At 73.4% G+C, this 12,846-nt stretch carries 10 protein-coding genes; 2 read left to right on the top strand and 8 right to left on the bottom strand.

What is annotated here, in order from left to right:
• Window positions 1-163: 163 nt before the first annotated feature.
• Window positions 164-940, top strand: a complete 777-nt coding sequence (locus O7629_RS03010; RefSeq protein ID WP_278167346.1) for a hypothetical protein — start codon at window positions 164-166, stop codon at window positions 938-940.
• Between the two features lie 298 nt (window positions 941-1,238).
• On the opposite strand, the gene O7629_RS03005 is transcribed toward O7629_RS03010, so the two are convergent.
• The 5 genes from O7629_RS03005 to O7629_RS02985 form a co-directional block, all read right to left on the bottom strand.
• Complete coding sequence (locus O7629_RS03005; protein WP_278167345.1) at window positions 1,239-2,264, bottom strand: acyl-CoA desaturase; 1,026 nt, start codon at window positions 2,262-2,264, stop codon at window positions 1,239-1,241.
• A gap of 243 nt (window positions 2,265-2,507) precedes the next feature.
• Window positions 2,508-6,023, bottom strand: a complete 3,516-nt coding sequence (locus O7629_RS03000; protein WP_278167343.1) for a hypothetical protein — start codon at window positions 6,021-6,023, stop codon at window positions 2,508-2,510.
• Between the two features lie 124 nt (window positions 6,024-6,147).
• Window positions 6,148-6,468, bottom strand: a complete 321-nt coding sequence (cutA, locus tag O7629_RS02995; RefSeq protein WP_123605207.1) for a divalent-cation tolerance protein CutA — start codon at window positions 6,466-6,468, stop codon at window positions 6,148-6,150.
• Window positions 6,469-6,478: 10 nt separating this feature from the next.
• Window positions 6,479-7,501 carry a 1-acyl-sn-glycerol-3-phosphate acyltransferase gene (locus O7629_RS02990; RefSeq protein WP_278167341.1) on the bottom strand — a complete coding sequence of 341 codons (1,023 nt, stop codon included), beginning with the start codon at window positions 7,499-7,501 and terminating at the stop codon, window positions 6,479-6,481.
• Complete coding sequence (locus O7629_RS02985; RefSeq protein ID WP_123607137.1) at window positions 7,501-8,337, bottom strand: patatin-like phospholipase family protein; 837 nt, start codon at window positions 8,335-8,337, stop codon at window positions 7,501-7,503. The genes O7629_RS02990 and O7629_RS02985 overlap by 1 nt, the downstream gene beginning before the upstream one ends.
• A 203-nt stretch (window positions 8,338-8,540) precedes the next feature.
• Here O7629_RS02985 and O7629_RS02980 point away from each other — a divergent pair, with 203 nt between their 5' ends.
• Window positions 8,541-10,124: a serine/threonine-protein kinase gene (locus tag O7629_RS02980; RefSeq protein ID WP_278167340.1), complete on the top strand. Its 1,584-nt coding sequence runs from the start codon at window positions 8,541-8,543 to the stop codon at window positions 10,122-10,124.
• A 43-nt stretch (window positions 10,125-10,167) separates the two neighbouring features.
• On the opposite strand, the gene O7629_RS02975 is transcribed toward O7629_RS02980, so the two are convergent.
• The 3 genes from O7629_RS02975 to O7629_RS02965 all read right to left on the bottom strand — a co-directional run bounded on the left by O7629_RS02975 (window position 10,168) and on the right by O7629_RS02965 (window position 12,765).
• Window positions 10,168-11,538 (bottom strand): ABC transporter ATP-binding protein, encoded by a 1,371-nt coding sequence (locus tag O7629_RS02975; protein ID WP_278167339.1) that lies wholly within the window; start codon window positions 11,536-11,538, stop codon window positions 10,168-10,170.
• Window positions 11,539-11,662: 124 nt separating this feature from the next.
• Window positions 11,663-12,505 (bottom strand): hypothetical protein, encoded by an 843-nt coding sequence (locus tag O7629_RS02970; protein WP_278167338.1) that lies wholly within the window; start codon window positions 12,503-12,505, stop codon window positions 11,663-11,665.
• Window positions 12,506-12,609: 104 nt separating this feature from the next.
• Window positions 12,610-12,765 carry a hypothetical protein gene (locus tag O7629_RS02965; RefSeq protein WP_233606460.1) on the bottom strand — a complete coding sequence of 52 codons (156 nt, stop codon included), beginning with the start codon at window positions 12,763-12,765 and terminating at the stop codon, window positions 12,610-12,612.
• Window positions 12,766-12,846 lie beyond the last annotated feature (81 nt).

Raw genomic sequence — 12,846 nt, 5'->3', positions numbered from 1 at the left:
GCGGTCCACCCCGGACCGGACCCGACCGGTAGGCTGGCGCGGCATCAGCCGGCGGAAGCCCTACCGCAGTGGTACGGCACAACGTCGAAGACGCCACCGTCGTGGCGTTCTCCCGCCGGCTGCATTCACGAGGGGACGGAACATTTCCATGCACATTCGACGGTTGACGCATGCCGGAATCGGCGTCGTCGCCGCGCTCTCGCTCGCGGTCTCCGGCTGCGGCGGCACGGCTGACACCGACGCACCCGCGACCGGCAGCAGCGCCGAGGCCGGTGCCGCCGACAACCGGGGTGACGCCACGGAGGCGATCGCCGCCGCCACTGGGAAGAGCACCGAGGAGAGCGCCCGGCTCACCATGAGCCTGGGCACCGAGACCGACGGCGTCCTGATGGAGGTCGTCGGCGACGTCGACCCCGCCGGTGACAAGTCGAACATCGAGATCAACATGGGTGCCGACGGCGACACGGTGAAGATCGTTCTTCGCCAGCTCGGCACCGACATCTACATGCAGCTCGGCGGCACGGACATGGACGAGCTCGCCGACGTGTGGATGAAGTCGGACACCTCGAAGCTTCCTGCCGGTGCCGGCTTCAGCATGATGCCGACCGGTGACCCGGCCGAGCTGATCGGCAGCGTCGCCGAGGCCGAGTGGTCCACCGACACCGAGATCGCCGGCTCGATCGACATGACCCAGTCGCCGGGCGCCGACGAGGAGATGCTCGCCGATCTGGGTGACGCCGCCAAGGCGGTGCCGTTCACCGCGACGCTCGACGCCGAGGGCCGGCTGGTCGAGATGGTCATCGACCTGGAGAGCGTGTCGGCCACCTCCGGCACCATCACCATCGGGTACGCCAACTTCGGCGAGCCGGTGACCGTCGAGAAGCCGGACGGCGAGATCATCGACATGTCGGACGACATGCTGGACCTGTTCGACGTCTGATCGACAGGCAGCGCTAGGCCGACCGGCAGGCAGCGCTAGGCCGACCGACGGTGCGGGGCCACCCACTGGGGTGGCCCCGCGCTTGCTACCCAGCGGTCATCATGATCACTTGATGCTGAGCTGGGCGACACGCCGGCAGCAGACCGAATTTTCATCAACTGATCATGGGTACGGCGGGGAGCGGAGCCGGGTGGGTCAGCGGCGGCAGCCGGCCGACTCAACGCAGCGGCGGCAGCCGGCCGACTCAACGCAGCGGCGGCAGCCGGCCGACTCAACGCAGCGGCGGCAGCCGGCCGACTCAGCGCAGCGGCTGGCCGACAGAGTGCAGGTGGCGCAGCGCCTCGGCGTACGAGTCGATCAGCCCGGCCTCGGTGTACGGCAGGTCGCGTTCCTGGCAGTAGCCGCGCACGATCGGTTGGGCGTACCGCAGATGCGGCCGCGGCATGCTGGGGAACAGGTGGTGCTCGATCTGGTAGTTGAGCCCACCGAGCAGCAGGTCGACGAACCAGCCGCCGCGCACGTTGCGGGAGGTCAGCACCTGCTTGCGCAGGAAGTCCAGGTCGTCGTCCGGGCCGAACATCGGCATCCCCTTGTGGTTCGGCGCGAACGCGCACCCCATGTAGAGACCCCACAGCGCCTGGTGCAGCACGATGAAGGCCACCGCCCGCACCGGCGACAGCACCGCGAAGACGATCCCGAGGTACGCGGCGGTGTGCACCGCCAGCAGCGCCCCCTCCACGGCGCGCCGCTTCACCGGGCCGTTGATCACCGCCTGGATGCTGGCCACCCGCAGCGACAGGCCTTCGAGCAGCAGCATCGGGAAGAACAGGTACGCCTGCCGGCGGGCCAGCCAGCGGCCGAAGCCCCGGGTCGCGGCGGCCTGCTCCTCGGTCCACACCAGCGCTCCGGCTCCGACATCCGGGTCGTCGTCTACGTGGTTCGGGTTGGCGTGGTGCCGGGTGTGCTTGTCCATCCACCAGCCGTAGCCGAGCCCGACCCCGAGATTGCCGAGCAGCAGGCCGGCGGTCTCACTGGCCCGACGGGTGCGGAACATCTGCCGGTGTCCGGCGTCATGGCCGAGGAACGCCACCTGGGTGGCGGCGACCGCCAACCCGACGGCGGTCAGCAGCTGCCACCAACTGTCCCCGCCGACCAGCAGCACCGCCCAGCCGGCCAGGTAGGCCCCGACGGTCAGCACGATCCGGGCGGCGTACCAGGCTGGTCGGCGGTCCAGCAGCCCGACCTGACTCACCCGCCGCGACAGGTCGGCGTAGTCGCTGCCCCGCGGGCGGGGGCTGGTACGGGTGGGTGCGGCAGCAGTCATCGAATGCCTTCCGTGGCTAACCCGGCCCGTGGGCCGGCGATTCGGGGGTGGCGGTACCGGGGTGGTTGCCGTGCCAGAAAATTGTGGCCGTGCCAGGGGTGGTAGCTGGTGCCGGGGTGGCTGGTGCCGGGGCTTGCAGGACCAGGGCTTGCAGGACCGACGGCGTTTCCAGTCTGCGGGCATCCGTGGCGCAGGGTAATCCTGTCTGCCCCCGGAACCCGGGTGACGCTAGCCCCCTCCCGGTCAGGTCATCCGGCCGACAACAGTACGCAGTCTGCGCAGGTCCCGGCGACGGCGCTCGTAGGTGACCGCCAGAGTGATCAACGCCAGGCCGCCGACGGCCAGGAAGCTCCACCGGGGCAGCAGGTCCCAGACGGCGACGAGTTCCCGCACCGCGAGGACCGCCAGCACCGCACCGCCGATCATGACTGGGGCCTGCCGGCGGTGCGCCGCACCGAGCAGCACCGCCGCCACCGCCCCGGCCCCGAGCAGGAGCCGACGCACCGGCTGACCGTCGGCGACCAGCACCGAGCCGAGGCTGGGCAGCAGGGCGGCGGCCAGGCCGGGGGCGTACCCGAGCCAACTGGAACGCTGCGGGTGGGCGCGCAGAGTCAGCCAGCCGACGCCGAGCGCGGCCAGGGCCAGCGGCAGCGTGTACGCCTCGGTCAGCGCCACCTGCGCACTGCTCAGCAGCAGCCACCAGGCGACGATCTCGCTGGCCAGCGCCGTCATGGCCAGCGCCCACGGCTGGTGCGGCACGGCCAGCCATCCCCCGGGCTGCGGCACCGGGTGGGTGGTCGCCAGCAGGGCCCGGGCGCCCAGCACGACGCCCCACAGGGTGCAGACCCCAGCGGCGTACCGGGCCGAGCCGACCGTCATCAGCAGGGCCGCGCCAGCGGCGGCGTGCCCGGCCACTTCGACTCCGATCGACTCGGCCCGCCCCCGTACGCCCCCGGTGGCTGACCGGAGGGTCAGTACCGCACCGACGGCCAGGGCCAGCGCGGCGACGGCGAGGACCGCGTACCCACCGACCCGGACCGGCAGGTCGGCGGCGCGCACCGCGGTCGCGGCGAGAACACCGCCGGCGACCACAGCGACGACCCCGGCAGCCACCCGCACCGGGGTACGGCGACCCGCCGCGCCGATTCCGGCGGCGCACGCCACCACGGTGGCCAACGCGGTCAGGGTGCTGACCCGGGTGGGCAGCAGACCGGCCAACCCGGCCCCGGTCAGCGGGGCGCCGACCAGCATGGTGACCGCCATCTGCGGTGCGGCGGTGGACCGGGCGGCGACCACCAGCCCGGCGAGTCCGGCGGCGAGGCTGAGTGCCGGCACCACCGGCCACGGCGTACCGGCGCTGGCCAGGGCGGCCAGCATGGCGACGAAGGCGACCGGGCCGCCGGCCAGCACCGCGTACCGCGCCCGGTGCCCGGCCACGGCGGCCACGGTGACGGCGGCGGCGAGCACGGCCAGGGTGACTGCCCCGGCGGCGGGGACCGACACCGGCAGCGTCGGGCTGAGTCCGGTCCCGGCCGGTACGCCGGCCCAGCTGGCGTCCAGCCAGCGGTACGGGGTGAGCAGCAGCGACGCCAGCACCGGCAGGGTGCTGACTGCCGCCGGCAGCGCCAGCGCCGCGGCGGCGCCGGTGAGCAGCAACCGCAGCACGCCACGGGGGACGAGGGTCGCGGCGACGGCCAGCAGCAGCGCCGCCGCGGCGACGTACCCGCCGGTGGACTCCCCCGGCGCGTACGGCACGGTGCCGACGGTCGGGGCGACGAGGGTGCCGACGACGGTGACCGGCAGCGCCGCCCCGGCGTACCAGAGGTATCCGGGCCACCAGCGGCGGAGCGCGACCAGCGCGACCGGCAGCCCGATGGCGGCGGCCGCTCCGGCGCGGGCCGGCCAGCCCGTCGACGTGTCGAGGGTGTGCACGGCGAGCGCGACGAGGGCGGGCCAGCCGGCCACCGCGACGGCGACGCCGAGGCCGCCGATCGGGGCCTGCCACCAGCGGGCTTCGGGTCGTCGCACGGCGCGGCGGGCGACGGCGGCGACGGCGAGCGCCGTGCCGACGACGACCGCGACGGCGGTCGTGGCAACGGCCGGTCGGCCGGCGCTGACCAGCAGCGCGTGGCCGGTCAGCAGGGCGGCGACGGCCGCGCTGGGCAACGCGACGACGGCATGCCGGGACCGGGCGGCCCGTACCGCCGCCACCGCCCCACCGGCCAGGCCGGCGGCGGCGACCGCCCACCACGGCACCGGGATCGCCGCCGGTACGGTCAGCAGCCCGGTGGCGGCGCCGACGGTGAGCAGCACCGGCCGGACCGCCCGGGGCAGCAGCAGGATCAGCGCGCCGGTGACCGCGACGACGGCGAACGGCAACTGCCAGTCGCCGGGCGCGTCGACCGGGCCGGCGCCGGCCCGCCACAGCGGGCGGGCCGCCGCGATGGCTTCGACGGCGACGGCCAGAGCGGTCAGCAGTACGCCGACCCCGAGCAGCCCGGTCACCAGCAGCGCACCCGCCCACGGCCCGGTACGGACCACCGCCGGCAGCCGGCCACGCAGGTAACGGCCGGCAAGGGCGAGCCCGACGGTGGTGCCGGCGACGATGGCCAGAGCCCGCGACGGTGCCGGTTCGGTGCCGGCCCGGACCACGGCGATGGTCACCGCCGGCGCCAGCCCGGCCAGGCTGATCGCCAGCAGCGCCGGTACGCCGGTGAGCCGGCCGGCGACGACCAGCACGGCGGCGACCGCCAGTAGCGGCAACCCGGCCAGGGCGGGAGCGCCGGACGGGTGGCCGAGGATGACGGCGGCCAGGGCGGCGATCCCGGCGGCGGTCAGCGCCAGGCCGACGGCCACCCAGCCGGTGATCCGCAGCGCCAGCCGGGCCGGCGGAGTGAGCGCGATCATCGCCAGGGTGCCCAGGGCGGTGCCGAGCAGCAGCAGGGTGGTGCCGGCGGCGTCGGCGCGCAGGTCGACGGCGAGCAGCGGCAGCACGGGTTGCGCGGCGAGCAGGGCGGCGAAGCGGGCCGCGGCCAGTCCGGTGATCAGGTGGTAGCCGGCGGCGACCAGTCCGGTGACCGCGAAGGTCACGGCGGCGTACCGGGCGGCGGGCAGGTCGGCGGCGCCGAACAGGTCGACGTAGCGGGCGGCGTAGCCGTCCAGCAACACCAGCAGCAGGCCGAGCGCGGCGAACGTCTCGGCGGTGCCGCGCAGGCCGCGCCAGGTGGCCAGCGGCGGCAGGGCGAGCAGTACGGCGGTGACGCCGGCCAGGATCGCGGCCCGGCCGCCGACGCCGACGCTGGCCCAGGCGACCGCGGTGAAGACGATCGCGGCGGTGCCGAGTAGCAGTCCACCAAGGACGAAGAGGATGGTCTGCACGGTACGGGTTGAGGTCTCCGGCCGGGGTGGCGGGCCGGCTGGCGCGGCGGCCGGTGCGGCGGCTGGTGCGGCGGCCGGCGCGGCGGCCGGCGCGGCGGCCGGTCGGGCCGGTGGGACGGTCGTCGCCCGTACCGCTGCCTGCACCTGGACCGCCAACTGCTGCCGGCGGACCTGCGCGGCGTGCAACTGCCCACTCAGCGTGGCCCACGCGGACCTGGCCTGTTCGACGCGGGCGGCCAGCCCGGCTATCTCGCCGTCGAGCCGGATCACCTCGGCGGCGACCGGGTCGGGCCCCCGGCCGCAGCCCGGGCAGCCGGCGGCGAGGCTCGCCGGCGTGCCGCAGGCTGGGCACGGGTAGTGGGCTTTCGCGGTACTGCTCATGACCGCATCGTCGTCGCCCGGCCGGGTGACCGACAGAGTGCGGGTACTCAGTCCGACCGAGCGGACGACTCGGGTACGGACGGTTCAGGACCAGCCGACCACGAATGGACGACTGAGGAACGACTCAGGGACGGGTGTGGTCGTACACCCACCGGGCGTAATCGGGATTGCCGGCTTCGATGACGGCAACCAGGATCTCGGGTACGTCGTAGGGGTGCGCGGTGCGCAGATAGGTGACCAGTGGGTCGCTACGGTCGGTGGCGGTCTTGAACTGCACAGACCACTCCTTCGTGGTCTCCACCCGGCCTTCCCACCAGTAGGTGCTGGCCACCGGACCACCGATCTGGGCGCAGGCGGCGAACCGGCCGGCCACCGCGGATGCGGCAAGCACCTCGGCGACCGAACGGGCATCCACCACCGTCGTCACAACGGAGATTTGATCCACAGGGCGAACCCTACGCCCTCAAGGTGTCCGAGCGGTTCTTCTCGATCCACAAATCGATCCGCGCCCACCAGTCGTAGAGCCACTCGATGCGTTCGTCACGGCCGGCCGGGATCTCCTCGGGCGGCACCGACCAGAACCGCATCACGATCCGTTTGTCCATCGGCAGTTCCCGCCACACGTCGGCGCCGGTCAGCATCCGGTCCAGACCGGTGTGCGCGACGAAGATGACGCCCGCGTCCGGGGCCGCGTCCAGCGCGGCGAGCAGGCCGCCGGGGCGCGGTGCCAGAACGTGCCGCATCGACTCGGCGCGGGCCGCCATCCCGTGCAGTCCCAACGCGTGCAGCCGCTCGATCGCCCGGCTGCGCCGGCCCGGGGTGAAGTTGCCGCCCTCGGGGAAGATGACGAACGCGTCGTTGGCGTCCAGCCCGGTCGCCAGATGCGCGATCTGGGTCTCGACCGGCTCGGCGCGCCGGTCACCAGGGGCGATGAACCGGTTGGGCAGCCGGTTGAGCAGCACGTCGATCGCCGGATCCCACTGCAGGGTCTCCTTGAGCACGATCCGCGGCTCCCGGTCGAACCAGTTGACCAAGCCGTGGATCAGGATGAACGAGTCGCCCGGGCCGGCGTGCCGGGACACCACCAACTCGGGACGGCCGGGCAGCGCGGTGTCCGGATCGGTGCCGACCACGTCGATACTCAGCCGTAACGCCCAGCGGGCATGCCAGAAGAAGAACGTCAGGAACCAACCGGTCAGCACATAGTGGGCGCGTTGAAAGGCCGGGCTGCGGATCTTCCAGCCGCAGCCGGAGGCCAGCCAGAGTCCGAATAGGGCGATCAGAGCGGCGGTGTCCCACAGCAGATAGACCACGGCGACCCAGAACAGTCGCAACACCCGCAGCCGGCCGGGCACCAGCAGCGAGGCGGCGGCGGCCAGGAAGATCCAGAACGGCAGCGTGGTGAGCACCGCTGCGGCAAGCAGCGGTACCGCCGGGGCGAGCAGTGTCCGGCGTACCCAGCGGGGTGGCAGCGGCATCAGCAGCCGGCCACGTTGGTCTTGAGGTAGCGCCGGGAGGCGGTGTAGGCGCGGCTGATCCGTCGGCCGACAGCAGTCATGTCCCGGTACGCCCAGGGTGTGTCGTCACGTGTCTCTCCCCCACCGGTCGGCAGTACGTGCACCTCCACATCGTGACCGAGCGCCGCCAGTTCCCGGGCGAACCGGTGCCGGCGGGCGATCTCGAAGGCGACCTGGGCGACCTCCCAGGGCCGCCGGGGCGCACTGAGTGGCCGCTCGATCCGGCCGACCTGGAGCACGAAGACGCGCTTCGCCCCGGCTTCGACGGCCTTGCCGATCGGGATCGAGTTGACGATCCCGCCGTCGATGAAGTGCTCACCGTCGATCTCGGCCGGGGGCAGCAGGCCGGGCACCGCGGCCGAGGCGAGCACTGCCGGCACCACCGGGCCGGTGTCGAACCAGTGTTCGGCGGCGCGTTCGATGCTGGCGGCACAGCAGTGGAACGGCACGGCCAGGTCGGCGAAGGTGGTGGTGTCGCCCAGTTCGGCCTCCAGCAGCCGGCGCAGTGGCCGTGGCGAGTGCAGGTGGGTACGGGCGGCGAACCGGCGCAGTTGGCGGGCCATCGAGTCGCCGTACACCTCGCTGGCCTCCGGGGAGGCCCAGAGCCGGACCAGCCGCAGGGTGACCGCCTCGGAGGGGTCGGCGGCGACCAGTACGCCGTTGACGGCGCCGATCGAGGTGCCGACGACGAGATCGGGCTCGATGCCGGAGCGGAACAGGGCGCGCAGCATGCCGACCTCGACCGCGCCGAGCACCCCGCCGCCGCCCAGTACGAAGGCGACCGGACCGTTGACCATGGCGTTCATCCTGGCACGGGCCCGATCGCCGCCGGTCGGGGTCGGCTCACCGCCGGGGCTCGGTCGGTATTACCGGCTCATCGGCAATCCTGACCTATGTCGGGTTAAATGATAAATGTTCGCCTGTTTAACGTGCCGTTGACAGGACGTGCCAATTCGCGCAGCCTGATACGACCTCCACTCCCCAGGCAGGTGCGACAACGATGGCATCGCTGCAAGCGGGCGAACTGCTCGCCCGCAGATACCGTCTCATCGACCGGATCGGTGCCGGCGGCATGTCGGTCATCTGGCGCGCCCGCGACGAGGTGCTCGACCGAGTGGTCGCGGTCAAGGTGCTCGCCGCGTCGTTGGCCGCCGACGCGCGGTTCCGCACCATGGTGCGGGAGGAGGCACGGTCCGCCGCCCAGCTGATCCATCCACACGTGACCGCGGTGCACGACTACGGCGAGGCGGTCGCACCGGACGGCACCGTCACCGCGTTCGTGGTGATGGAGCTGCTGTCCGGCGAGGAGCTGGACGCCCGGCTCACCGCCGGCCCGCTGACCTGGCCGGCGGCGGTGGAGACCTGCGCCCAGGTAGCCGAGGCACTGGCCGCCGCGCACCGGTTGGGCATCGTGCACCGCGACGTCACCCCGGCGAACATCATGATGACCTCGATCGGCGCCAAGGTGCTCGACTTCGGTATCGCCACCCAGATCGGCGCCCCCGACGAGGACGAGGAGGGCGAGACCTTCGGCACCCCGGCGTACGTGGCGCCGGAACGCCTCGACGGCCGACCGGCACAGCCCGCCACCGACGTCTACTCGCTCGGCGTCCTGCTCTACGAGACCCTCACCGGCCGGGTGCCGTACCCCGCCGACACGTGGGACGACCTGCACCGCGCACTCGATCAGGAGATCCCGCCGCTGACGGTGCCCGGACTGCCCACCCCGGTCGCCGAGATCTGCCTGCGCTGCCTGTCCCGGGACCCGCTGAGCCGCCCCACCGCGCACCAGGTCGGCGCCGCGCTGCGGGACCAGTTGCTACCGGCCGATCCGCAGGCGGCGACCATGCTCGCGCCGACGATGACCCTGCCGACGATGGCCGGGTCCGACGCTGCGCCGTCCGCCGACGCCGAAACACCGGCCGCCGACGCCGGGCCGCCGGACCCCGGCCCCGGAATACCCGCCCCCGACCCCGCAATACCGGCCGCCGACGCCGGGCCGCCGGCTGTCGACGGTCGACGGTGGTTCGGCCGGCTCGATTCCAGGGTCGCCACGCTACTGGTGGTCGGCGCCGTAGCGGTCGCCGTGATCCTGCTGCTGCAGCCCGAGGTGCTGCGGCGGCCGGGCAGCGACCATCCGCCGCCCGCCGGGCAACCGCAGTCCACCGGTACGCCCGCCGATCCCGCCCCGCCGGCACAGCCGACCCAGCCGGGGCCGTCGGCGGACGCACCGCCCACCGACGCGCCCGCCACCGGTGCCGCGCCGACCCCTGCGGCGACCGACACCGCACCGGCACCGACCGGGCCGGTCGTTCCGACCGTCGACGAGGCGATCACTCTGCTCGGTCAGGTGATCGACGACGGGCTGGCGGACGGCGCGATCCGCCGCGACGCCGGCCTCGACCTGCAGAACCTGGTCCGCAACCTGCGGACCTCGTTGACCAGTGGCACCGCCGACATCGACCGGGACGTCGACCAGCTGCGCCGCAAGGTGCGGATCCGCGCCGACGAAGGCGCGATCACCTACGCGTACGCCGACGAGCTGGACTCGGCACTGGACCAGTTGGCCGGTGCCGCCGTCTGACCGCCGGCCGCCACGGCACCAACCGGGTCGCGGTACAGGCGCGTCAGTGCAGGCGGATGCGGTGCCCGGACCGGTCGAACAGCAGCAGCCGGTCCAGGTCCAGCGCCATGGTCATCGTCTCGCCGGGCTGCGGCGGTGCCGTCGCCGGCACCCGAACCACGACGTCACCGTCACCGTCCGGTGGGTCGGACGGATCCGGCTCGTACACCGGGTAGAAGCCGTACCGGGTCCGAGCGGTCGCCGGCGGGTCCGGACGGCGCTGCTGCGGGATCATCCGGGCGATGGTCTTCCGCAGCTGGTGCCGGGGCGGCGGATCCTCGGCCAGCAGCTCGGCCAGGTGGGTCTGCGGATCCGGCAGATCCAGTTGCGACTCGGCCGGGGAGGTGGGCAGGCCGCCGGTGTCCACCCAGACCAGTGCCTCGTGGCCGAGGTTCTCCACCGCCCGGACTGTGCCGCGCAGGGTGACCGACAGCATCCGGTCGGACCCGGCCGGGTCCGGGCCGGCGGGCCGCGCCGGGTCAGCGCCGGTCGGCGGTACGGGGTACAGCGCGTCGGCCCGCAACGCCACGGTGACCCGCTCGGTGTGGTGCTCGGCCAGCCGGGCCACCCGGGCGTCACCCACCGGCAACTCCAGCACCTGCGAACCGAGGTCGATCACCACCCGGTCCGGCTCGGCGTAGACCGCCCCCTGCAGCAGACTGGTCCGTGGGGTGCCGAGGAACGCCGCGACGAACAGGTTCGCCGGGTCACCGTACACCTGCTCCGGCGGCCCGATCTGCTGCAGCCGGCCCTTGCGGAGCACCGCGAGCTGGTCCGCCATGGTCAGCGCCTCGGTCTGGTCGTGGGTCACGTAGACGGTGGTCACCCCGTGCCGGCGGGCCAGCGCCGTCACATCGGCACGCAACTCGGCCCGCAGCCCGGCATCCAGGTTGGACAGCGGTTCGTCCAGCAGGAACGCCTTCGGCTGGCGCACGATGGCCCGGGCCATGGCGACCCGCTGACGTTGCCCACCGGACAGCACGGCGGGCTGCCGGTGCAGATGCTCGGCGATGCCCAGCTCGGCGGCCACCTGCCGGATCCGCTGTTCCACCGCCGGGCCGTGACCCATACGCAGCGGAAAGGCGATGTTCTGGGCGACCGTCAGATGCGGGTACAGCGCGTAGTCCTGGAACACCATGGACACCTGTCGTCGCTGCGCCGACCAGCCGTCCACCACCCGGTCGTCGATCAGCACGTGCCCGGACGTCGGCGTTTCCAGCCCGGCGACCAGCCGCAGGATCGTCGACTTGCCGCATCCGGTCGGCCCGAGCAGCACCAGGAACTGGCCGGACGGGACCGCGAGACTCACCCCGTCGACTGCGACGGTGCCGTCGTCGAAGACCTTCGTCAGTCGGTCGGTGGCGATGGCGACCACGCGATCACCTCCTGACCCCATCGTCAGGCCCGGCGGCCATCGGCGCCAGTCCCTGTCGGCGGACGGCCCACGCCCGCCGGTGAGCGGTCGTCGGCACCGCTGCTGGCGGCCGCCGCCGGGAAGGTCAGCCCAGTTCCTCCGGGAGCCGCAGGTTGTCGCCGATCAACCCACCACCGACCGGGGGCGGCTCGGTGCTCGGCGGCTGGTTGGTGACGCTGCGGTCGAGCCACCCGTCGCCGTCGTCGTCGTAGTGGGTCTGTTCGAAGAACCCGTCACCGTCGGTGTCGTACGCCGCGGAGTCGACCAGACCGTCGGCGTCGTCGTCGCGGCCGACAAAGTCGACCCGGCCGTCGCCATCCCGGTCGACCAGGATGTCCACCCCGCCGTCCGCTCGGCCCCGGACCATGTGCCGGTCCCACTCGCCGTCGCCGTCGACGTCCACCCGGGTCCGGTAGTCCTCCGGCACCGCCGGCTCGACCTGCTGGGGCGCCGGGCCGAATCCGGCGGGCCGCTCCGGCGCCGACGGGCCGACCGCGTCCGGCCGGGCCCCGAAACCGCTGTCCGCTTCGGCCGGGCCGAAGCCGCTCTGCGCACCGGCCGAACCGAGCCCACCGCCGGACCCGGCGGAGCCGAAACCACTCTGCGCTCCAGCCGAACCGAAGCCGCTCTGCGCACCGGCAGAGCCGAGAGCCTCGTCGACGGCACCGGCCGCCGCGCCGATGTCGCCGAAGCCGCCCATCATCCCGGTCAACGGGCTCAGCAGCCCGAACGCGCTGGACTGGTTCGCCCGCGTCTCCACCGCCGCTGTCGGGCCGGTCGCGGCACCGCCCATCTGGGTCTGCAGCAGCTCCTGCTCCTCTGCGGTGAGCTGATAGCCAGCAAGCGCCGTCGTCGGGTCGGCGGCCAGCCCGGCGGCGAAGCCAGGGTCGGTCAGCAGGCGTTCGAGCACGGTGTCGAAGTCACTCATCGCCGTTCCCCTCGTCGATGTCGCTCCAGGGTAGTCCGCGACGGCCATCCGCCACGAGCCCGGCAGCGGCCGGCGCGGGCCACCGGTGACCGGACGGTCCGCCGTCAGTCCAGCTCCGGCATCGGTACGGGCTGCGGCCTGGGCCGGCAGGTGCCGCACTGCAACGCGTCCTCGACGACCAACCCCTCCGCCCGGCCCCGGCGCTCCGACCGGTGCACCTCCAGCAGGTACGGCCCGAAACGGGCGTGGTCCTCACACACGCCTCGGCCGCAGAACCGGCAACCACCCCGGGCCGCCTTCGGGCAGAACCAACAAAGCACCTGTATCTCCGCTCGGATCGA

The sequence above is a fragment of the Solwaraspora sp. WMMD792 genome (genome assembly GCF_029626105.1).
Taxonomy (GTDB): Bacteria; Actinomycetota; Actinomycetes; order Mycobacteriales; family Micromonosporaceae; genus Micromonospora_E.
Note: the sequence above shows the minus strand (reverse complement) of the source record. Positions and strands in the feature narration are given on the sequence as shown.

Coding starts and splice junctions, on each gene's coding strand:
- O7629_RS02970 (WP_278167338.1), bottom strand. CDS start 12,505: ATGAGTGACTTCGACACCGTGCTCGAACGCCTGCTGACCGACCCTGGC.
- O7629_RS02985 (WP_123607137.1), bottom strand. CDS start 8,337: ATGGTCAACGGTCCGGTCGCCTTCGTACTGGGCGGCGGCGGGGTGCTC.
- O7629_RS03005 (WP_278167345.1), bottom strand. CDS start 2,264: ATGACTGCTGCCGCACCCACCCGTACCAGCCCCCGCCCGCGGGGCAGC.
- O7629_RS03000 (WP_278167343.1), bottom strand. CDS start 6,023: ATGAGCAGTACCGCGAAAGCCCACTACCCGTGCCCAGCCTGCGGCACG.
- O7629_RS02990 (WP_278167341.1), bottom strand. CDS start 7,501: ATGCCGCTGCCACCCCGCTGGGTACGCCGGACACTGCTCGCCCCGGCG.
- O7629_RS02980 (WP_278167340.1), top strand. CDS start 8,541: ATGGCATCGCTGCAAGCGGGCGAACTGCTCGCCCGCAGATACCGTCTC.